The sequence below is a fragment of the Belliella filtrata genome (assembly GCF_022549775.1).
GTDB classification, from domain to species: domain Bacteria; phylum Bacteroidota; class Bacteroidia; order Cytophagales; family Cyclobacteriaceae; genus Belliella; species Belliella filtrata.
The window spans coordinates 1-22791 of record NZ_JAKZGP010000068.1 but is presented as its reverse complement, the minus strand read 5'-3'; the positions used below and the strand labels follow the sequence as shown (position 1 = coordinate 22791).

Genomic DNA, 22791 nt, shown 5'->3' with positions numbered 1-22791 from the left:
TAAATCTTATTAAGGATGTGTGGTAACACCTAAATAAGTGAAAAAAAACGAGCCAAAAAAGCCTGAATACAATTAATTCAGCCACTTTTTTGGCTTTTTTAATTATTCACTTGCGGATTTAAGGAAATAAATGAATTTCTACTTGATATTCTGTCTTGGTTTGATCGCAGAATTATCTTTGTCTTCCTCCTTCGGCTCAATCCTCTGTTCAAAGTTCTTAAGCTTGATACTTTGCTCTAGGTCGTACATCCTAGCTTTGAGTTCCTTCTTTTCTAGTTCTTTTTTTGCAAGGTCACTTCTTAGATTTCTTGCAACCAATGAGGATGTACCCCAGGCACAAAGGAATAAGATCAGACCGACTAGCAAAAATGTGACTACAGTGCCAGATTGTAGCTCTTCCATTCCAAATAAACTCTTTGTACTCTCGAAGCTCAAGAAAAACACTAAGCTAACTGCAAAAAACAAAGCAACTAGCAATTGCATGATACTATTAAATTTACTCATCTGATTTGCTTTTAAATTGTTTGGGTGGTTAAATATACTAAACTGTCTGCATTGTGGAAAGTTTCTTGTAAATACCTTCTTGCTCTATCAGCTCTTGATGAGTCCCTCGCTGTACAATTTTTCCCTTTTGAACCACCAATATTAGGTCAGCATGTTGTATTGTACTCAGCCTATGTGCGATTACTAAAGTCGTCCTATTGGCCATTAGTTTGGTCAATGCTTCTTGTACCAGATGCTCTGACTCTGAATCCAATGCAGAGGTGGCTTCATCCAAGATAAGAATTGGAGGGTTTTTAAGTACAGCTCTAGCGATGCTTAAGCGCTGACGTTGTCCTCCAGATAGCTTCATTCCTCTTTCGCCTATAGAAGTTTGATACCCATTTTCCAATCCTACAATAAACTCATGGGCATTGGCAATTTTTGCTGCTTCTATTACAGCTTCTTCCGAGATATTTTCAAGCCCAAAGGCTATGTTGTTGAAAACCGTGTCATTAAACAAAATTGACTCTTGGGTAACAATACCCATTAACCCTCTAAGTTCACCTAGCTGGAACTCATGAAGAGGCACTCCATCTAGGAGTATTTGTCCTTGAGTAGGGTCATAAAACCTTGGTACAAGATCTGCAATAGTAGATTTCCCACCACCAGACTGTCCGACTAAGGCTACTGTCTTGCCTTTCTCTAGACAGAAGCTTATATCTTTGAGCACGAGTTCTTTTTGATACTTGAAGCTTACTTTATCAAAAGTAACCTCCCTTTCGAAACCTGATACTGACTTTGGATAAGTAGGATTCTGAACCTTACTAGGTGTATCTACCACTTTAAAAATCCGCTCCGCTGAGGCTAGTCCTCTTTGGATTACACTTGCCGCTCTCGAGATTTCCTTTGCTGGATTCAGTACTTGCGTAAATATGATAATGTAGGTGATGAAATCACTTGCACTTAGCTCAGAATTATTATTTAATACCAAACTCCCTCCATAGATTAAAATACCTGCAACTACAGATACTCCCATGAATTGTGAGATAGGAGAAGCCAATTCATTCTTTTTGGCCATAGAAATATTCACCTCTGAATAATTGTCAGTTTCTTCGTCAAATTTATGGTTGATGTATTTTTGAGCCCCAAATGCTTTGATTACCCTCATCCCACCGATGGTCTCATCTAGGATGTTCACGATCCTTCCCAATGATTCTTGACTTTCTATCGCTGTCTTTTTCAATCTTTTGGTAATCCCACCAATGATTGCTCCAGATATAGGAATGATTAGTATGGTGAAAATGGTTAGCTTGGCTGACATAAAAAAGAGAACAGCAAAGTATAAAAGGATTGTAGCTGGTTCCCTGAATACCACACGCAAAGACTGAACGATGCTATTTTCTACTTCTTGGATATCATTGGTCATTTTTGACATCAGATCACCTTTTCTTTCACTTGAGAAATACCCAATGTGCATTTCAGTAACATGGCTAAAGATATCCATTCTCATCTTTTTAATAATCTCTGCCCTGACTTTTGCAAGCACCACACCTGATAAGTAAGCAAAAAGATTGGAAAGAAATACGGAGATAACAATGATGATACATACATAAAGTAATGTTCCAAACTTACCGTAAGTATCAGCAACTTGGTTGAAATAGAAATTGAACAGTTGTAAAAAATAATCCACCGTAAATGCGAATTCAGGAGCTTCTGGTGCTGTTATATATTGAGTCGCCTCACCCTGTTCAAATATCACATCAAATAGTGGCTTTAATAAAGTGAAGTTTAATAAGCTAAAAATGATGGCTAATAGGGTGTAGAAAATGTATATAGGAATAAATCTCCCATAAGGTTTGGCATAGGAGAGTATTCTGAAATATGTCTGCATTTGGATATATTCTATTTTGAGGACGCAAGTTAATTAAATTTAAAATGCCTCCTTCGTTACTTTTTAATAATTGAATTCTTGCCTTACAATATTTAACCTGATTCCAAGTTGAGAAAATGATTGGATTTCGGGTGAGTCAAGGTTCTGTGCTGTCTTTCTTCTCAATGTTTGACCGAAATCAAGGAATAAATTATGCCTAAGCATATAGCTTACGTTTACATTACCCATCAAAACTTTATTGGAAATACCTTGACCAATTGTGTGGCCAAACAATCCCATTCCTGTGTTTGTTACCAACCTATTTTTGAGCAAATCACCTCCATAGTTGGTCTGATCATCAGGATCAGTGCCATAGCTTTGGTAGATTCCAGTAACATTGACAAAGATTTTTGGCAAGGGTTGATACCTCAAGATTCCTATCAATTCTCTGAAGTTTGCTCCCAAAGGATGTGCTAATGGTGTCCTGTAATTATTGAATGCTTGATATTCGAATTTCTCTTGATACGTATAAGGTCTCGCTTGGTTGTATTCAAGTTGTAAATCTAGATTTGAAATTTTCAATACGTTGATGTATTTATACCCTAGCTGAATGGCATGCTTGTTTCGGCTTGAGTTTTTACCGTCTATTCCAAAGAATTCATTGAATACAAATTCGTCTAAAGCAAATTGTCCATATAATTGCATGCCAGGGGTGAAGTTCCACTTTCCATCAAAGCCTAGCATTACTTTGTCAGGAGTCCCTAGCTGATGCTCCACCCATCTGTAAAAGATTACAGGATTCAAATAATTCCAATCAAATTGATTTGCCATCACAGACTCAAAAACGCCAATGTTAAGCCTTTTCCCAATATTGATCCCTAACCTGTGGTGACTAAACCATTTCTGAGGATACCTGCCATCAGTTGGTCTTTGTCTGTTGTAAATCACATCTGCGGTCATCTGAGACCATAGGTTTGTAAGATTAAACTTCCATATTTTAGTGTTTAGTTTAAAAAACACATATGGATTGGAGAAGTCTGATAGAATCATTGAGCGATATCCTTCACCAACAAAGTTTCTGTCGTGTCCAAATTGTGCCTGAATATGCTTGCTCACATCAAAACTAATGTGGCCCATGGCAGAAAAATACCCGTATCCCTCATTTCCATATTCTTTCCAAAACCCTTCCCCTGGAACAGCACCATTTGCAAGTGCATAATCTCTTACCCATGAGGGGAAAATAGTTTGTGTGGTAGTAAGGTAAGTGTAGAAGCCAATTTTTTTATCTATAGACCCTCTTAGTTCTATGCCTCTTGTATTTCGAAACCTAAAGTCATCATGCCCTAACTCTTTTCCAGCAGATAAATACAAGACGGGATTGATATGGATATCGAAATAATCATCATGGTAATGATAGAAATCAGCAGGCCTTCTGTAAAAATTCTTCCAAATTGGTTTTTTAGAACTATTAGTATTTTCTAATGATTGTTCCCAGCTGTCATTGAGGATATAGTTGCTGTTGAATTGATCCGAAGCGCTTTGAATAAGTCTAAGTGAGTCGTTTGCATATTGATTGATTAGCGTTATGATCTGATCTCTACGATAAGGTTTGAAACTGGTATGAAACTCACTGTTGTTTGTGCCTTTGATGATCTCATACCTTTCAATCAAGTGATAGTAATCTCTGTTGTAGGGGGCATAAGCAGCTTGAGCATATAGCTTTGCTGTAGTTGACGCGAATAGGAATAAACATAAGTAGATGTTTTTCATGAGGTGATGTTCTAGTCAAGAATCGTAAATCTATGAAAAGAAGGGTAATTTCACTTACTTTGAATTTGAAATGAAGATGTTTGTAAAAATAAATGCTAGAATAAAGCTAAGTTTTTGATAAAATCAAGAAATAGATTTGGAAGATTTTTTAAAAAAGGATAACTTTGTGCCTCATTTGAGAAAAGCGATACAAGATAAATAACAATACAATGAAAAAAGATATTCATCCTAACTACAGAGATGTCGTATTCTATGATACCTCTAGCGAATATAAATTCTTAACAAAGTCAACTATCGAAACCAGCGAAACTATCGAGTGGGAAGATGGAAAACAGTACCCAGTTTTCAAGATTGAAGTAAGTTCTAACTCACATCCATTCTACACAGGTAAGAAAATGTTGTTGGATACTGCTGGTAGAGTTGAGAAATTCAACAAAAGATACGCGAAGAAGTAATTCACTATACTTCAATAATTGTTTTAAAAAGTCTCTTGGGAGTTGTATTCCGAGAGACTTTTTTATTTTTGTGTCATGGACAATTTGATTTTATTTGATGACCCTGCAATCAGGGGCTCTTTGTTGCCTTTTACATTTACCAGACCTGTCGCAGCGATTAGGGTTGGAATCTTGACTATTTCTGAAAAGTGGGAAAAGTTCTCAAACGCCACCGTTGGCTATTTTACTCAAGATTATTTAGCGGAAAAATACCCGCATAATGCTACAGGGTCACTGATGGTCAATGGCTCTTTATGTCCTAATCAAACCCTTTGGGAGGAAATTAGGGGTCTAAAACCTACACAGTCATTGTGGTCAGGTAATCTTTTGATAGCTACTTATTGCGAATCTCCTGCAAGCTTTTCGATAGATTGGGCAAAGGGCAAAGAAGCGCTTGCCTATCAAGGGGATGTGAGATCAATTCAAAAAACATGGAATATTTTTGAATTCAACGCAGCGGAGATAAGGTCGGATTTTGAACTGATCACTTCAGGAAGAGTTTCAGAAAAAATCAATGATCTCTACACTAAAGTCTATGGCGAAGATCAAGTTTTTGTCGAGCCTGGTGCAAAAATCAAAGCAGCAATACTTAATGCCGAGAACGGGCCAATTTATATAGGGAAAAACTCGGAAGTACAAGAGGGAGCATTAATAAGGGGGCCATTTGCGCTTTGTGAAGGATCTACTGTCAACATGGGAGCCAAGATGCGTGGAGATACTACAATAGGCCCTCACTCGAAAGTGGGAGGTGAGGTGTCCAACTCAGTCATCTTTGGATTTAGCAACAAAGGACATGATGGCTTTATGGGTAACTCGGTTTTGGGAGAGTGGTGCAACCTAGGAGCGGATACCAATACCTCCAATTTGAAAAACAACTATGCGGATGTTAAAGTCTGGGATTATACAAAAGGAGGATTTTCTAATACTGGATTACAGTTCTGTGGCTTGATGATGGGGGATCATTCTAAGTCTGGCATCAACACCATGTTTAATACAGGAACGGTCGTAGGTGTTGGAGCTAATGTATTTGGAGACGGGTATCCACGTAATTTTGTGCCATCATTCTCTTGGGGAGGTGCAGCAGGCTTTAGTACTTTTCAACTGAGAAAGTTTGAGGAAGTAGCAATAGCAGTGATGGGAAGAAGGAAAAAAGAATACAACCAAGTTGAAAAGGATATCATCCAAAGGATATTCGAACTTACGAAGCATTACCGAATTTGGGACAAATCGATTTAATCTACCAATATGCAATTTTCATCGATACCAGGACTTGATGAAGTCAAAGAAAGGATAATCAATGCTGTGAAAAGCAATCACCTTGCTCATGCTTTGCTTTTTCATGGACCAGAGGGGTCAGCCAATCTTCAAATGGCACTGGCATTATCAACTTATTTGCATTGTCAAAATCCAAGTGAAACAGATGCCTGTGGCATATGTCCTTCTTGTCAAAAAATGGCCAAGTTGGTACATCCAGATATGAACTTTGTCATGCCAGCACCTGGTGATGAAAAGGAAGATGATGATAAAAAGAAAAAGGTTGATTTCGTCGCTTCATTCAGAGATTTTGCAATCCATCAGCCTTACGGGAATATTTCAGATTGGATTTATTTCAATGAAATTGATAAAAAGCAGCTCAATATTTCCAAAGGTTCAGCGAGAAATATCATGCGCACCATTTCTTTGAAGTCATTTGAAGGAGGGTATAAGATCATGATGATATGGGGCGTAGAATATATGAATACAGCCGCTGCCAATGCTTTGTTGAAAGTCCTAGAAGAGCCACCAGAGAAAACTTTGTTTTTGTTATTGACATCGCAGCCAGAACAATTGCTGACCACAATATTATCTCGAACTCAAAAAGTAATGGTGAGGGCATTTTCGGATCAAGAGATCAAAGATCATTTGGTATCTGAAGGCATGAGCTCTAGAGAGGCAGCAGAGCAAATAGCGCCTTTGGCTGATGGAAGTATGCGTGAGGCATACCGAATGATTGACCAAGTTCAGGATGAAAATACGCTGCAGATCAGAGATTGGTATAGAGATTGCTTTAGTTTAAGCATAAGCAAGCTCATATCCAGAGCGGATGATTTTTCAAAGAAGGACAAAGAAGCTCAAAAATCCTTTTTACTTACAGGTTTGAACGTACTTCGTGAAGTGATGTTGAGCAAGTCCCAATTGATAGCCTTGATGCGTAGTGGCGCAGAAGAGAGGGACTTTATAGAAAAATTAGGGATTCATGTACTCGATGCGGACAAAATTGCAGATATGTATACTCAGCTAAACACATCTCATTATCATTTAGAGAGAAATGCGAGTGCAAAAATATTATTTACGGATTTATCATTCCAATTGGCAAGAATCCTGAGAAGAAAAACAGATTAAACATGGAGAAAAAGATTATAGGCAGAAAAGAAAGGATTGATCTGCCAGATTGGGGACTAAAGCGCGTATCTGCTAAAGTAGATACTGGTGCTTACACAAGTTCTATCCATTGTCTTTTTACAGAAGAGAAAGAAGTTGATGGGGTTATGACACTTTTTTATAAGGTTCTTTCTCCTGATCACAAACGTTATCAGGACATTACTTATTCAACTACATTTTATACTCAAAAAAAAGTGAAAAATTCTTTCGGGCAAGCAGAAGTAAGGTATAAAATTACTACAAAAGTCAGTATGTTTGACGAAGAGTTTGAAGCGGAATTTACTTTAACAGACAGGTCAAAAATGAGAAATGCAATTCTTATTGGGCGAAAAATGGTTCAAGGCAGGTTTTTAGTAGATGTCTCAGCTATGAACCTGTCACAAAAAACAAAAAAATGAAAATCGCAATTTTATCAAGAAACTCGCAGCTTTATTCAACAAAGAGGTTAAATGAAGCTATTTTGGCAGCAGGGCATGAGTCTGTAATCATTGATCACTCATTGTGTGACATTATTATAGAACAGGAGGGTCCATCAATTATTTACAAAGGAGAAAAAGTAGCAGGAGTCGATGCCATCATTCCAAGGATTGGTGCTTCGGTGACTTTTTATGGAACAGCTGTAGTGCGTCAATTTGAATTGATGGGTGCATTTTCAGCAGTAGAATCTCAGGCTATTGTAAGAAGTAGAGACAAGCTTAGATCGCTTCAGATATTATCAAAGGCAGGCCTTGGAATGCCTAAGACCGCTTTCACTAATTTTTCAAAAGGAGGTGAAAAGACCTTAATTGAGCAAGTGGGTGGTGCTCCATTGATTATCAAGCTTCTAGAAGGTACTCAAGGTCTAGGTGTAGTTTTGGCAGAGACTAAAAAGGCTGGACAATCTGTAATTGAAGCTTTTCATGGTTTGAAAGCAAGAATAATTGTCCAAGAATTTATCAAAGAAGCCAAAGGAGCAGATATTAGAGCATTTATTGTAAATGGGAAAGTAGTAGGAGCTATGAAAAGGCAAGGTGCTGAAGGTGAATTTAGATCTAACCTTCATAGAGGGGGGAAAGCTACTGTAATACGCCTAAGTAGGGCAGAAAAACAAGCAGCATTAGGAGCTGCTCGTGCGCTTGGTTTGGACATTGCAGGGGTAGATATGCTACAGTCTGCTAGAGGTCCATTGATCTTAGAAGTAAATAGCTCTCCAGGCCTAGAAGGTATAGAGAAAGCAACTGGTGTCAACATCGCAGGCGAAATCGTGAAGTATATAGAGGAATCTGTCAATAAGAAAACGACAAAAAGGAAAATTAGAGAATAATGCAAACCGTAAAAATTGGTACCAGAGGCAGTAAACTTGCTCTTTGGCAAGCTCACCATGTAGCTGATTTGCTTCATGCAAAGGGGATAGCCTCAGAGATCGTCATCATTGAAACCAAAGGAGACAAAATTTTAGATGTTTCTATTGCAAAGATTGGAAGCAAGGGGGTTTTTACCGAGGAACTTGAAGATCAGTTAGCTAATGGAACGATTGACATTGCTGTTCATAGTGCTAAAGACATGCAATCTTCACTTCCAAGTGGGTTTGAGTTGATTGCTTTTACGGAAAGAGAAAAAGTAAACGATATCATCCTTAGTCATAAGGATGATATCGTTTATACTGATGCGAGTAGACCCCTGTTACTTGGTACCTCATCGACAAGGAGGGTTGCTACATTAAAACATTTTTATCCGCATATCAAAACAGTGGAGGTTCGTGGAAATCTTCAAACCAGAATTGCAAAAATGGAATCAGGTGTATGTGATGCTTTGCTATTGGCCTATGCAGGTGCTCACAGGATGGGTTATGATGATTTGATTCGAGCGGAGTTGACCTTAGCTGAATTTACCCCTGCTGTTGGGCAAGGATCTGTTGCAATAGAGGCGGCATCTTCATTAGATGAAGCATTGAAGTTGAAGATCATTGAAGCTACGCATCATGAAGTTACCGGTTATAGACTTTTGGCAGAACGTGCTTACCTTAGGGTACTAGAAGGAGGTTGTAGTATTCCTGTTTTTGCGCTAGCAACTTGTAATGGGGATCTGCTCACAATGCGAGGTGGAATAGTAAGCTTGGATGGCTCAGAGCGAATTGTACATGAAGTATCAGGCAATGTTAAAGATGCAGAGCAGCTTGGTGCTAAACTAGCTGATGAAGTATTAACCTCTGGTGGAGATAAGATTTTAAAAGCAATCAAAAAAGCGCTGAACAAATAGATGAAAACAACTCAAATTATTGCTGTATTAGTTCTCTTTATGATGGGCTGTTCAGTAGAGAAGGACTACTTGGTAAAGATCGAAACAAGGCATGGTGACATGTATGCTGTATTGTTTGATGATACACCTAAGCATAAGAAGAATTTCATAGAATTAGCAGAGAAAGGTAGGTTCGATTCTACGGAGTTTCACAGAGTGATAGCGGATTTTATGATACAAGGGGGAGATGTCTTTGCAAAGGAAGGCTTGCCTAGAGATCAATGGTACACGATTCCAGCGGAGATTTTATCCAATAGGATGCATGCAAAAGGTATGATAGCAGCTGCACGCATGGGGGACAATGTTAATCCTGAAAAGGCTTCTAGTGGATCTCAATTTTATATTGTGCAGGGTAAAGCCTATCAAAAGCATGAGTTGACAACAGATATGCGACAATTGGGGGCTCGGTTCAATCAATACATTCAGCTAGTGAGCAACAAAGAGTTGAAAGATAGATATACTGAGTTATACAATGAAAAGTCATTTGATGAGATGAATAAGATTTTGCTAGAACATAAGGAGATCTTGGAGGAGTTTTACAATATCAAATTGGGTAAAGAGATGAAGGAGGAGCGTGTGAAGGCATACAGTACTATTGGAGGAGTCCCACATTTGGATGATGAGTATACGGTTTTTGGTCAACTGATTCAAGGTACTGAGGTTCTAGATAAAATAGCCAAAGAAAAAACAGGCCCACAAGATAAACCTGTAGATGCAGTCTATATGAAAGTTACAGTTTCACACTTAGCAAAGAAAAAGATTACAAAGGATTTCGGGTATGTTTATGAGGAGTAAGAAGGGGAAAATCCTAATTACAGGTGCTAATGGCCTATTGGGGCAGAAATTGGTTAAGCTTATTTCTGAAGATGATAACTTTGAATTGATCCCCAGTGGATTGGGAGAAAGTAGGCTTCCTATATCATGGGGTGTAGAAAAGTGGGAAAAGTTAGATATTTGTGTTGAAAGTCAAGTGATGGCAATATTTGAGAAATTAAAGCCTGATTTTGTAATTCATACAGCAGCTATGACCAATGTTGACCAATGTGAAGAGTATAAAGAAGAATGCAAGGAGCTGAATATTCAAGCAGTTCTAAACTTGGTGAAAGCTTGCGAAAAATTTGGGTCTCATCTAATCCATTTGTCTACGGATTTTATTTTTGATGGAAATGAAGGGCCTTATCATGAAGAGGCCAAAGCCAATCCAGTAAATTTTTATGGATGGACAAAGCTAGAAGCTGAAAATATAATTTTGAATTCTGGGATCGACTCGGCTATTGTAAGGACTGTGCTAGTTTATGGGATAGCTAACGATATGAGTCGGTCTAATATCATCCTTTGGGTGAAGGATGCTTTGGAAAAAGGAAAGCAAATCAATCTTGTCAATGATCAGGTGAGAACACCTACCTTAGCAGAAGATTTGGCAGAAGGATGTTTTCTTATTGTTAAGCACGGTGCAAAAGGAGTTTACAATATTTCAGGAAAAGATGTGCTCACCCCATATCAAATGGCCTTGGCCACTGCTGAATTTTTTAATTTAGATAAATCCCTGATACTAGAATCAGATTCTTCTAAGTTTAAACAAAAAGCCAAAAGACCAATGAAAACAGGATTCTATATTGATAAAGCGAAAAAAGACTTGGGGTATAATCCCAAAAGTTTTATGGATGGAATTGGTATTTTAGCAAAACAAATTAAATTAGCCGATTCTTAACATTTCAATAATTTATCAATCAACAACAAATTAATCAAGTATGGCATTAAAATCAGAAACTGAAGGTAGGGGCCAGTGGGGATCCAGCCTTGGGTTTATCATGGCAGCAGCGGGATCAGCTGTAGGTCTAGGAAATATTTGGAGATTCCCTTATATCACAGGAGAAAATGGGGGGGGCGCTTTTGTCTTTGTTTATATTCTCTGTGTTTTGTTGATTGGTATACCGCTTTTATTCAATGAGTTAGCTTTAGGTAGGATAACAGGTAAAAACCCAATTGGAGCAATGAAAAAAGCTTCGAAAAACAAATTTTGGATGATACCGGGTATCATGAGCGTAGTGATTTGTTTTATGGTACTCACGTACTACTCAGTGATTGCAGGATGGACAGTAGGTTACATTATTACTGAATTAATAAATATCCCAGTTGATTTTGATGTATTCATTGAGACTCCAAAATACATAGTACCTCTCACATTTTTGTTTATGGTGATTACCATCATTGTAATATTAGGTGGAGTGTCTGGAGGAATTGAAAAGGCTTCTAAACTATTAATGCCAGTTTTATTTATTTTGATCATTCTGATTGCTGGAAGGAGTGTCACATTGCCTGGTGCTTCTGAAGGTATTAAGTATTATTTGAACCCTGATTTTTCAAAGATCGACGGAGGAGTTATTTTAGCGGCATTAGGTCAAGCTTTCTTTTCCATGAGTGTGGGTTGGGGGTTGATGGTTACTTATGGTTCTTATTTACCAAAAAGTACTAACCTCGTGTCAAGTGGGTTATGGATAGGAGCTTTAGATAGTTTTGTGGCATTGCTTGGAGGCTTGATGATTTTCCCTGCTGTTTTCGCTTTAGGTTTGAAACCAGACGAAGGACCTTCCTTGGTATTTAAGATTTTACCTCAAGTATTTGATCAAATACCAGGGGGATCTATAATTGGAGCTTCATTCTTTTTACTTTTGATGGTGGCTGCTTTGACTTCCACTATATCGATGCTAGAGGTTCCAGTCGGTTACTTTATTGACGAAAAGAAAGTCTCTAGAAAGAAAGCAGCTTGGGGAGTAGGTGTAGTGGCTATGGTTGTTTCTATTCCAGCTATTTTGAGTTCTATTGAAGAAAGTGTTTTTAGCACCATAACAATGAGTATTGGTTCTATCACAAAGACAGGATGGTTTGATATAATGGATTGGACATTTGGAACACTTTCAGTTACTGTTCTATGTCTACTTTTTGCTGTTTTCTCAGGATGGAGCTTTAAGACCAGTGATCTTGTAGATGAGATTGCATTGGGTTCCCCAGGTTTCAAGAAAAAATTCTTGTTTGGCGTAAGCCCTGGTCAAATTTGGGTGTTTTTCATCAGATTCGTATGCCCTATAGTTATTGGCTTAGTCCTGTTGAATCTATTTGGTGTATTTGGCGACCCAGAAACTGGTGGCTAAAAATATGAATTTTGATGTTGAAAGGTGGTTTTTAGCGAATAGCTGAAAGCCACTTTTCTTTTATAGCCAATTTTATGTTTTTTAAATTTTAATTTCTGATATTTAGAATGTTGCAACTGAATTTATAATACAGCCTCTTTTATTGAATTAAGGAATCATCTGATTTTGATTTAAATATTTCAAAACATTTATATTGAAGCTTCTATCTTGATGGATGTCTTGGGATAAAATTAATGTCTTGGATACATGTTTTGATTACATCAAAAGTATTAGATCAAAGATCAGAATCCTATGATTGAAGATAACAAATGAAATTTGCTTTGATGCAGGTGCGATAACGAAATAGAAAAATTCTGGTTTGAATGTAAATGAATTCAAAAACAGTCGTTATAAATTTGAATTTTAAGATTCTATTTTAAGATTAATTAATTACCTGAAATAATTTGATATGAAAAAGATCTTTCTCTTAGTCGTTTGCATGATGTGCAGTTTTGCTATATATGCCCAAGACTTTTCAATAGGCCCGAAGTTTGGAGTTTCTCAAGCCAATATAAAAGTAAATGGTGATGGGTACCAATCTGGTGATGATAGGCTTGGGTATCATGTGGGGGCTTTTATCAGGATGGGAGGTGCATCTATTTTCATACAACCAGAGTTTTTATACACAAACACCGGAGGTGTAATCATTGATGAAGCGAATAATGCGACAGTTGAAACGAACTTCAATCGCTTGGATATTCCCTTAATGATGGGGTTCAAGCTAGCCAGGTTTTTTAGGGTTCAAGCTGGACCTATAGCCAGTATTATTTTGGATCAATCTTTTAATGATAATCCCATTGCTGCTACACAATCCATAGAATATAGAAATTCTACGATTGGTTATCAAGCTGGTATTGGACTTGATATTGGTAATTTGATTTTGGACGCGAAATATGAAAGTTCACTCCATAAAATAGCTGGAAGCGTAGCGGGATTTCAAACTGATCAAAGACAAACACAACTGATCCTTTCGGCAGGGTTTAGGTTGTTTTAAAGATAAGTTTTGCTTTGTCTAGTCATTCAGGTTTGAAATTGATTTTTAAATGGTGTTCTTAAGGCTAATTTTGAATGCATCAATGTCGGTCGTATAATCGTTAATGTCCTGTTACAAAGTAATTGTGAACCTAAGATTCAATATTATATTGAATCCTCTATATAAAGGTTTTAGTAAGGTTATAGTTGTAGATTTTATTGAATTTCCTATCGATGAACATCTTAAGTCAGGACATTGGGATTAATAGCTGTTGTGATATGATTTTTTTAGCTCACAAAAATAAAACCTCCAAAAAAAGCTTCAAACAGCTAATTTTGAAGGTTTTTAATCTTCATTATTATTGGTCTTAAATCAGGGTTAAGACTGAATGCTCTGACGTCCCATTATAAAGTACCAGAACCTTCCTCTGGGGATACCAAGTAAAATTCTGGGAACCTCCCAAATTTTTCTTCGTAGGCTTGACTCACTTCTTTTTTGACTTGACTTACTTCGTCTTTATGTACAATGTTTATCGTACAGCCTCCGAAACCACCTCCCATCATTCTTGCTCCTAATATTGCTTGCTTGTCCTTTACTAAGTCTACTAAGAAATCTAATTCTTCACAGCTTACTTCGAATTCATTGCTCAATCCAAAGTGAGATTCATAAACCTTCTGACCAAAACGCGCTAAGTCTCCATTTTCTAAAGCTATGCAAGAGTCTATTACCCTTTGATTTTCTTCAATGATATATTTACATCTTAACCTTACATTCGCATCAAGATCCAGTTGAGCGAGTAACTCTAAAGAAACATCTCTTAAGTCCTGAATTTCAGGATTCACTTTTTGAGCTGCAAGGACTCCAGCTTCACATTCCTTTCTTCTCGTATTGTATGCACTGTCGGCTAGTGAATGCTTCACCTTTGTGTCTATCAACAGCAATTGATAATCACCTAGCGCTATAGGGAAGTACTCAAAATCTAAAGATCTACAATCTAGCCTGATCGCATGATCTTTCTTGCCCATCACAGATGCAAATTGATCCATGATTCCACACATTACGCCAGCAAAAGTATGCTCCGCTTTCTGTGCATAGTGAACCAGTGAAGTTTTAGGGATTTGAAAGTCAAATAGGGTAGAGAGTGCATATCCAGTGGCGCACTCGAGTGCTGCCGATGATGATAGTCCAGCACCTACAGGTATATCACCCCCAAACACCATGTCAAAGCCCTTAACTTGGTATCCTGCTTGTTGAAGTTGTGCTACAACGCCCATGATGTAAGTGGCCCAGTGCCCTGGCTTGGGAGAGAAGGAGCTCAAATCAAAAGCAAATTCTTCCTCAAAATCTACAGAATAAATTTTGCCTTGCTCAGATTGATTCTCGGCAATGGCTACAATCATCTTTTTATCTATCGCTGCAGGCAATACGAATCCACCATTATAATCTGTGTGCTCACCGATGAGATTGATTCTTCCTGGAGAATAAACTATTAAGGGATCTTTTCCAAAAGTTGTTTTAAATGTATTTAGGATTTGTTCTTTGAGTTGCATGTTAGGTATTATAGGCTTGTGGTAAACTTGAAAGTGGTCTGTGACCAAAATTTGTCTTCAGGGTTAAGTTTGATAGAAGGGAGATCCTCTCGGTTTGCTGCATCTGGAAAACCTTGAGTTTCTAGACAGATCGCTGCTCTGTGCTTGTAAGGGATGTTGTTTTTACCTTTGAAATGTCCATTGACATAGTTTGAGGTATATATTTGGATAGCTGGTGCGGAGGTAATGCATTCCATTGTTCTACCCGACTTTGGGTCATGTAAAATGGCGTCAACTTCACTTTGTCCCACTTCAAAAGCATGATCAAAACCATTGCCTCTTTGTAGCTGAATATCTTCCTGTTTACTAAGTGCTTCCCCAATCAATGTGGGTTTTTGGAAATCAAAGGCTGTACCTGCTACATCTTGTAGCAAACCATCTGCAAAACTGTCCTCATCAATAGGTAGGAACCTTGCTGCATTGACTTGTAAGACATGATCTGTGATGTCAGTGGTAAGGTCACCGCTAAGATTGAAGTAGCTGTGATTTGTTGGGTTTAAGATTGTAGGTGCATCAGTTTTTGCCTCATAGGTGATTTGTAATTTGGCATCTTCACTGATTCTATAACTTACTTGTACATCTATTTTGCCTGGGTATCCACCCTCTCCATCAGGACTAGAAAGTGAAAATGTCACTCCAATGCCTTCTTCATCATGGAAAAAATCAGCACTCCAAACTTTTCTGTCCCATCCAGCTTCCCCACCATGCAAGTGGGTTGTCACTTTATTCAGTGGGAGATTGTAAACTTTACCATTCAAGGTAAATTGATTTCCTTTTGTTCTTCCTCCGACTCTGCCTATCGTAGAACCAAGGTAACAATAGTTGTCTTGGTAGTCCTTTTGTAAGTATCCCTCTAGGTCATCAAAACCTAAAACCACATCCGCCATATTTCCAAGCCTATCTGGAACATACAAATGAGTGAGTGTAGCTCCTAGATTCATAATGGATGCTTTGATCACTCCTTCAATCTCGAGGGTGTAAAGCCATATTTCTTGACCGTCTGGCAATGTTCCAAAAGGTAAAGAACTCGTTTTAAGTTCTGAAATCATATCTAAAGGGAATAGGTTTGAATGTTAAAAATAAACGCTGAAAATCAATTTACCCACAAATTTTCTAAAATATGAAGGATAATTGTTGGTTTTCAGCGAATATGGTTAACAAAAGTCCTTATTTGGACTTCTTTGTTGAGTTTCTTGGTATCAAGGTAGTGTCCAAGATAAATGATTGTGGCTCATCAGAAGTGATTTCGTCCAACTTATCTAGCAAATGATTTGCTGCAATTTTGCCCATTTCATAGCCAGGTTGGAGTACTGTGGTAAGTGATGGCTCCACCACAGCTGATGTGGGGTTGTTGGTGAATCCTGCTAAGGCAATGTCTTCAGGAATCTTTATGCCAGCTTCTTTTAGTACCAACATTACGTCTATTGCAAGTGGATCAATCATAGCAAATATAGCATCTGCACGATCTTCTTCTTCAAGGATTTTTTTGGCAATAGCTTTGTTAGAGTCTTCTTTCAGGTTAGAAGCATAGATTCTTCTTTCTGGGTTTTCTATTCCAAATTCCCTTAAAGCCTTCAAGTAGCCTTCTTTTCTTTTTTTGCTAATGTATAAATCTTCTGGCCCAGAGATATAGGCCACTTTCCTACATCCTTGCTCTAGCATGTGCTTGGTAACCCGATATGCACCCTCAGCATCATCTACAGTGACTCTAGAGACTGGGATTTCCTCAGTTACCCTATCAAACATGATAAATGGAATTCCTCTATCATAGAGGTCTTGGAGGTGTTGGTAATTTTTTGTTTCCCTGCTTAAAGAAATCAAAAGACCGTCTACCTGACTGGCTACAAGGATTTTGATATTGGAAATCTCTTGTATGAATGATTCGTTAGATTGACAGATCATTACATTGTATCCACGCTTGTATGCTGTATCTTGAATCCCTGAGATATTGCTAGAAAAAAAGTGTGACGTCAACTCGGGAACTATCACTCCCAATACTTTGCTTCTGCTAATCCGAAGAGATTGCGCTAGCAAATTGGGTTGGTAGTTCATACTTTTTGCCATTTCCACCACTTTCTGTTTGGTGTCGGGATGCAATTCCGGTGAGTCTTTTAATGCCCTTGAAACTGTAGAAACTGACAAGCCTAGCTTCTTCGCAATCTCTTTCATGGTAACCTGATGACCTCGTTTCATTTTTTCTTCTTTAGGCGTTATTACTCCTGATAAAGTGTAAAAAGTACTGTCTGACCAACAGCTTTAAGCGTTCTTACGTCTATCAACTCCATATTATCATCATGAGTATGATGATAGCGGCCAAACCCTGTATTGGGTGAGAACTCGATGATGTTGATCATAGGTATCTTTGCATCTTTATTCACAAAATAGTGATCATCTGTGATTTCACCTGCATCTTGCAGGATAAAATAATCAGAAAACCCTAATTCAATTCCATAATTCCATACTTTATTGACGATATTTTTGGCATAATGCCTCGAATATCCTTCTCTGTAAAATCTTGCACCTTTTGCACCCACCATATCCAAAAGAATTCCATAATAGGCATTGTAGCCATTTTGATGAGGATTTTTAGACCAGTGCTGTGACCCAAGACACCACCATACCTGTGAATTGTTTCTATTGTATGAGCTTTCGGGCTCACCATCATCTTCTCCATCAAACAAGATGAAATCTACTCCCACATTTGGCTGCAATTCAGACGATGCTAATATTCTCGCCAACTCTAAGGCCATGCCTACGCCAGAGGCACCATCGTTCGCCCCATCTATTGGTTGGTCAATCCGCTGGGTGTCTTTATCCGCAACTCTCCTGGTGTCCCAGTGTGCAGAGATCATGATACGCTTAGTAGCTTTAGGATTATATGATGCAATGATGTTAGTAAGGTCCCAAGTTAACCCATCATGAGTTTTCGCTTGAAAATCTTGTTTTTTGACCTCTAATCCGTAGGACTCGAATTTTTCGATGATCCACTCTTTAGTCAATTGATGCCCTTCGGTCATTGGAACTCGTGGGCCAAAACCCACTTGCTTTTGAATAAAAGCATAGGCAGAATCTGCATTGAACTCAGGAACTTCTTTATAAGATACAGCGCTCGTGACTTCGGTATTTTTACTTGACTCACAAGCCATGAAAGCCAAAGCCATAAAAAGAAATCCAGCAATTTTATTCTTCATAAGCCCAATCTATTTTGTCTTTCATATCTTTTACTACAATACCCAAGGATTTCAGCGAATTCCTGATTTCATCTACCCTTGAGTAATCTCTTGCAGTTTTCGCCTCCCCATATAGTTTCAAAAGCACATCCAATAAGCCCTCTTGATTATTTGGTTTTTCTTCATTCAAGCCTAAGATCTCTGTGATAAATGTACGGTAAGTATTGATTATTTTTTCAAATACTTCTTTGCCAAAATGAGAAGGGTGCAACTGACCCGTGTATAAGGAGTTGATTTTTTTCAATAAGTTGAAAAGGTGTCCAATTGCTTGTGCAGTATTGAAATCATCATCCATGGCTCGGTATGCATTTGTGATGATTTGCTCTACTTGCTGAACTTGTTTTTCATCTAGTTCTACGGTGTCATCTTGAACGTATTGAAGCTTTTGAGCAATCTTTAATCCATTGATAATCTTTTTGTAACCTTTTTGAGCAGCTTTTAGGGCATCATTAGAGAAGTCTAAGGTAGATCTATAATGAGCTGTCAAGATGAAATAACGAATCGTCATAGGGCTATATGCCTGCTCTAATAGCTCGTGTTCTCCAGTAAAGAGCTCTTGAAGCGTGATGAAATTGCCTAGAGATTTACCCATCTTTTGTCCATTGATGGTGATCATGTTGTTGTGCATCCAGTATTTGGCAGGATCTTGATGATTGCATGCATTACCTTGTGCAATCTCACACTCATGGTGCGGGAACATCAAGTCCATACCACCTCCATGAATGTCAAAATGTTTGCCCAAGTATTTAGAACTCATGGCTGTACATTCTAAATGCCAACCAGGAAACCCTATTCCCCATGGAGATTCCCATTTCATCAAGTGTTCAGGTGCTGCATTTTTCCATAATGCAAAATCAGCAGCATTCCTTTTTTCAGACTGTCCATCTAGGTCTCGAGTACCACTCATCAGATCCTCTAGGACTCTTCCAGATAATTTTCCGTATTGTTGACTTTCGTTATATTTCAAAACATCGAAATACACGGATCCATTGACTTCATAGGCCAATCCTTCATCTAAAATGGACTGAACCAGCGCAATCTGCTCAGGAATATGGCCTGTTGCCCTAGGTTCAATGCTCGGTTTGATTGTATTGAGGGCAAGCATGTCACGATGGTAGGTATCCGTGTACTGTTGCGCTACTTCCATAGGCTCCAACTGCTCAAGTTTCGCTTTCTTGGCAATCTTATCCTCACCCTCATCAGCATCACCTTGAAGGTGTCCCACATCAGTGATGTTTCGCACATAGCGTACTTTATAGCCTAAATGACTTAAGTATCTGTATACAGTATCAAAAGTAATAGCAGGTCTTCCGTGCCCCAAGTGTGCATCACCATAGACTGTCGGACCACATACATACATGCCAACAAATGGTGCTTTGATAGGTTCAAAAGTCTCTTTGGCCCTTGATAGGGTGTTGTATATTTTGAGTTGTGATTTGTGTTTCATAATAATCGCTTTCTTTATCTCACCTTTTCAAGGTTTACGATACATCGAGCTTGTTGAATTAGATTGCAAATTAGCAGATAGAATTTATCCAAGGAAACTTCTAAGCTAAATTCAGATAAACTTTAACTTTACTTTTACTCCCAACCGATGAAATGATTCATATAAAATTAGCTATGAATTTCTTTATCTGCTGATATTCTTTGATTTAGTTGTAATTATTCTAGTGTTTAGTGTTTTGGATTGCTTTCTGTATAGATTGTAAGCATAGAAGTCCTCAATTTAACAAAAACTCTGCTTAACTTAACCAAACTATTGGCAAAAACAAGAACCCATCAAGTGCTTCAAACCGTAGGGTTGCTGACTCATTTAAAACTTACTCTTAAAATTGACAGAAATTCTAAGCTTAATTAAATGGTGGGTTTTATTGAGTGATTTTTTGAAATTAATGAAATGATAAGCGTGGTTTCTTACTTTTGAAGAAAAAAGCCTGAACAAACAATTGATCAGGCTTCTTACTCTTTCTATTAAGTTAAACTTTAATGTTTGAAGTGTCTCACGCCTGTCATTACCATGCTCATGCCATTGGCATCACAGAAATTGATAGAATCTTGATCTTTGATTGATCCACCTGGCTGAACTACCGCCTTGATTCCTTCCTTGGAAGCAATCTCTACACAATCAGGGAATGGGAAGAAGGCATCAGAAGCCATCACTGCGCCATTGAGGTCAAAATTAAAGCTTTTGGCTTTTTCTATCGCTTGCCTTAGTGCATCTACTCTGGATGTTTGACCTACGCCTGAAGCAAATAGCTGATTGTTATTGCTTAGGATAATGGTATTTGATTTGGTGTGTTTACAAACTTTTGCAGCAAATACCAAAGCATCCATTTCAGCATCCGTAGGAGATACTTTGGTTACTATTTTGAAATCTGCTTTTGTTTCTGTTTGAAGGTCTTTGTCTTGCTCTATGATTCCATTAAGCAAAGTTTTGATTTGCTTGGTTCCTGGGAGATCCATTTTTTGTACCAGCAAAATCCTGTTTTTCTTTCCTTTCAATAGCTCCAATGCGTCAGCATCAAATGCAGGAGCGATCAAAACTTCAAAGAAAAGACTATTCATTTCCTCAGCAGCCGCTAAATCAACCGTCTGGTTTGTAACCAAAACACCACCAAATGCAGAAGTCGTATCTGCCTCAAAGGATTTTAAATAAGCTTCTTTCACCGTGTTTGCTACAGCTACTCCACAGGCATTGGTGTGCTTCAAGATAGCAAATGCCGTTTCTCCTTTGAACTCAGCAATCAAGTTGACAGCGGCGTCTACATCTACAAGGTTGTTGTAAGAAAGTTCTTTGCCATTCAATTGCTCAAAAAGTGCTTCTATATCTCCATAAAAATGAGCAGCTTGATGTGGGTTTTCTCCATATCTAAGAGATTTGGATTTACTTTCAGAAACTTTCAATGCAGGGATGTTTTCTGCTTGGTTGAAATAATTGAAAATGTGCGTATCGTAGTTTGAGGATACCTGGAAAGCTTGAGCTGCAAAATATCTTCTATCTTCTAGTGTCGTTGCTCCATCTTGAGACTTCAATCTTTCTTCAAGTTCGCCATATTGAGCTTGCGACGCGATGATTACTACATCTTTGAAATTTTTGGCAGCAGCACGGATTAAAGAGATTCCACCGATGTCAATTTTCTCTATGATATCGGCTTCAGGAGCTCCTGAAGCTACAGTTTCTTCAAATGGATAAAGGTCAACAATCACCAAATCAATTGCTGGGATATCAAATTCACCAGCTTGGGATACATCACCCTCATGATCTCTTCTATGAAGAATTCCACCGAATATTTTTGGATGGAGAGTCTTTACCCTACCTCCAAAAATTGACGGATAACCTGTCAATTCTTCCACAGGAATGACCTCAGCTCCTTGGTCTTCTATGAATTTTTGAGTACCTCCAGTAGAATAGATTTTTACGCCTTGAGCTTTTAATTGTTCGATGATAGGTTCAAGGTTGTCTTTGTAATAGACTGAAATGAGAGCGGATTGAATTTTTTTATTTGCCATGTTTTTTTGGACTTAGAGGTAAGTTTGATTTTTTCATCGAATACTTCTAAGAACTGATATAGTGAAAGGAAATTTTTTTCAAGTCGCAAAGGTACGGAAACCAAGGCATTAACCCGAATTTTATTAGTGGTTTTGCTTTTAACAAACTTATAACTCTGAATCAAAGCATACTTTCTATGACTTGGGGGAAGTATTTATGTTCTAAAGCGTGTACTTTTTGAGCGATTTCTTCTGGACTATCTTTTTCATCAATGGATGTTGCAGCTTGAAAAATAATCTTGCCTTCATCATAATTTTCGTTAACCAAATGAATGGTGATTCCTGTTTCATTATCACCAGCTTCTTTTACTGCACAGTGCACATGCATACCATACATGCCCTTTCCTCCATATTTAGGAAGTAGTGCGGGGTGGATGTTGATGATTTTGTTAGCGTAGTTATCGATAAGGTTTTGTGGTATTTTTAATAAAAAGCCTGCCAAAATCACCCAATCCACTTGTAGCTCTACCAACTTTTGCGTGAGATTACCTCCTTCAAGCTCAGCTTTGGTAAAAATGAAAGTTGGGACATCGAATTTTTTAGCTCTTTCAAGCACAAAAGCATCTTTTTTATTGGTTCCTATCAGAACGATTTGAGCTTTGTTTGAAGCTTGAAAATGCTCCATTATTTTTTCGGCATTGCTACCACTTCCTGATGCAAGTATTGCAATTTTTTTCACTTGAAGACTGCTTTGGTTTGAGTGTACAAAAATATGAAATTATCGATAGGATAAAATGAAGCACATGTATTTCCCTAATCCTATTATGAATCTGGTTCAATGTGTTTGTGAGTAAGTTCAAGGATTAATTGATAGCAGTAGACCTCCTATGTTTGAAATGATTGTAAATTTAACAAAAAGTGGTTGGAGATGGGAGCGAAATTAGACCCAAATAGCCATTTAGCAATGGTATATTCACTGAAAGATCTTGCCCCATCTCTTTCTT

General features: G+C 38.0%; 20 protein-coding genes. 10 read left to right on the top strand and 10 right to left on the bottom strand.

Going from position 1 to position 22791, the window contains the following annotated elements; all coding sequences use genetic code 11:
* Window positions 1-138: 138 nt before the first annotated feature.
* From MM239_RS18070 to MM239_RS18060, 3 genes are all read right to left on the bottom strand, one after another.
* Window positions 139-504 carry a hypothetical protein gene (locus MM239_RS18070; protein ID WP_241349653.1) on the bottom strand — a complete coding sequence of 122 codons (366 nt, stop codon included), beginning with the start codon at window positions 502-504 and terminating at the stop codon, window positions 139-141.
* Between the two features lie 37 nt (window positions 505-541).
* Window positions 542-2374, bottom strand: coding sequence for an ABC transporter ATP-binding protein (locus tag MM239_RS18065; RefSeq protein WP_241349652.1), 1833 nt, complete (start codon window positions 2372-2374; stop codon window positions 542-544).
* Window positions 2375-2437: 63 nt separating this feature from the next.
* On the bottom strand, window positions 2438-4123 hold the full coding sequence (locus MM239_RS18060; RefSeq protein WP_241349650.1) for a hypothetical protein: 1686 nt from the start codon (window positions 4121-4123) through the stop codon (window positions 2438-2440).
* Window positions 4124-4332: 209 nt separating this feature from the next.
* Here MM239_RS18060 and MM239_RS18055 point away from each other — a divergent pair, with 209 nt between their 5' ends.
* The 10 genes from MM239_RS18055 to MM239_RS18010 all read left to right on the top strand — a co-directional run bounded on the left by MM239_RS18055 (window position 4333) and on the right by MM239_RS18010 (window position 13500).
* Window positions 4333-4578: a type B 50S ribosomal protein L31 gene (locus MM239_RS18055; protein WP_241349649.1), complete on the top strand. Its 246-nt coding sequence runs from the start codon at window positions 4333-4335 to the stop codon at window positions 4576-4578.
* 75 nt (window positions 4579-4653) lie between these two features.
* A complete protein-coding gene (locus MM239_RS18050) occupies window positions 4654-5853 on the top strand; it encodes a GlmU family protein (protein WP_241349646.1) in 1200 nt (399 codons plus the stop codon).
* 9 nt (window positions 5854-5862) lie between these two features.
* Window positions 5863-6999, top strand: coding sequence for a DNA polymerase III subunit (locus tag MM239_RS18045; RefSeq protein ID WP_241349645.1), 1137 nt, complete (start codon window positions 5863-5865; stop codon window positions 6997-6999).
* A gap of 2 nt (window positions 7000-7001) precedes the next feature.
* Complete coding sequence (locus MM239_RS18040; RefSeq protein WP_241349644.1) at window positions 7002-7436, top strand: ATP-dependent zinc protease family protein; 435 nt, start codon at window positions 7002-7004, stop codon at window positions 7434-7436.
* The gene (gene rimK / locus MM239_RS18035) at window positions 7433-8341 is read left to right on the top strand and encodes a 30S ribosomal protein S6--L-glutamate ligase (RefSeq protein ID WP_241349643.1); all 909 of its coding nucleotides are present in this window, start codon (window positions 7433-7435) and stop codon (window positions 8339-8341) included. The genes MM239_RS18040 and rimK overlap by 4 nt, the downstream gene beginning before the upstream one ends.
* Entirely contained in the window at window positions 8341-9276 is a 936-nt protein-coding gene (gene hemC, locus MM239_RS18030; protein WP_241349642.1) for a hydroxymethylbilane synthase, read from the top strand. Before rimK ends, hemC begins: the two co-directional genes overlap by 1 nt.
* Window positions 9277-10110: a peptidylprolyl isomerase gene (locus MM239_RS18025; protein ID WP_241349641.1), complete on the top strand. Its 834-nt coding sequence runs from the start codon at window positions 9277-9279 to the stop codon at window positions 10108-10110.
* Window positions 10100-11026 carry an SDR family oxidoreductase gene (locus MM239_RS18020; RefSeq protein ID WP_241349640.1) on the top strand — a complete coding sequence of 309 codons (927 nt, stop codon included), beginning with the start codon at window positions 10100-10102 and terminating at the stop codon, window positions 11024-11026. The genes MM239_RS18025 and MM239_RS18020 overlap by 11 nt, the downstream gene beginning before the upstream one ends.
* 40 nt (window positions 11027-11066) lie before the next feature.
* On the top strand, window positions 11067-12467 hold the full coding sequence (locus tag MM239_RS18015; RefSeq protein WP_241349639.1) for a sodium-dependent transporter: 1401 nt from the start codon (window positions 11067-11069) through the stop codon (window positions 12465-12467).
* Window positions 12468-12915: 448 nt separating this feature from the next.
* On the top strand, window positions 12916-13500 hold the full coding sequence (locus tag MM239_RS18010; protein ID WP_241349638.1) for a porin family protein: 585 nt from the start codon (window positions 12916-12918) through the stop codon (window positions 13498-13500).
* A 383-nt stretch (window positions 13501-13883) separates the two neighbouring features.
* Here the strand turns inward: MM239_RS18010 and MM239_RS18005 are convergent, their stop codons facing one another.
* From MM239_RS18005 to purN, 7 genes are all read right to left on the bottom strand, one after another.
* Window positions 13884-15029, bottom strand: a complete 1146-nt coding sequence (locus MM239_RS18005; RefSeq protein WP_241349637.1) for a galactokinase — start codon at window positions 15027-15029, stop codon at window positions 13884-13886.
* A gap of 8 nt (window positions 15030-15037) precedes the next feature.
* On the bottom strand, window positions 15038-16117 hold the full coding sequence (locus MM239_RS18000) for an aldose epimerase family protein (RefSeq protein ID WP_241349636.1): 1080 nt from the start codon (window positions 16115-16117) through the stop codon (window positions 15038-15040).
* Between the two features lie 118 nt (window positions 16118-16235).
* Window positions 16236-17261 carry a LacI family DNA-binding transcriptional regulator gene (locus MM239_RS17995; RefSeq protein ID WP_241349635.1) on the bottom strand — a complete coding sequence of 342 codons (1026 nt, stop codon included), beginning with the start codon at window positions 17259-17261 and terminating at the stop codon, window positions 16236-16238.
* Between the two features lie 20 nt (window positions 17262-17281).
* Window positions 17282-18259, bottom strand: coding sequence for a M28 family peptidase (locus MM239_RS17990; protein WP_241349634.1), 978 nt, complete (start codon window positions 18257-18259; stop codon window positions 17282-17284).
* Window positions 18249-19745, bottom strand: a complete 1497-nt coding sequence (gene cysS / locus MM239_RS17985) for a cysteine--tRNA ligase (protein WP_241349633.1) — start codon at window positions 19743-19745, stop codon at window positions 18249-18251. The genes MM239_RS17990 and cysS overlap by 11 nt, the downstream gene beginning before the upstream one ends.
* A gap of 536 nt (window positions 19746-20281) precedes the next feature.
* On the bottom strand, window positions 20282-21808 hold the full coding sequence (purH, locus tag MM239_RS17980; protein WP_241349632.1) for a bifunctional phosphoribosylaminoimidazolecarboxamide formyltransferase/IMP cyclohydrolase: 1527 nt from the start codon (window positions 21806-21808) through the stop codon (window positions 20282-20284).
* Between the two features lie 160 nt (window positions 21809-21968).
* On the bottom strand, window positions 21969-22526 hold the full coding sequence (gene purN, locus MM239_RS17975) for a phosphoribosylglycinamide formyltransferase (RefSeq protein ID WP_241349631.1): 558 nt from the start codon (window positions 22524-22526) through the stop codon (window positions 21969-21971).
* Window positions 22527-22791 lie beyond the last annotated feature (265 nt).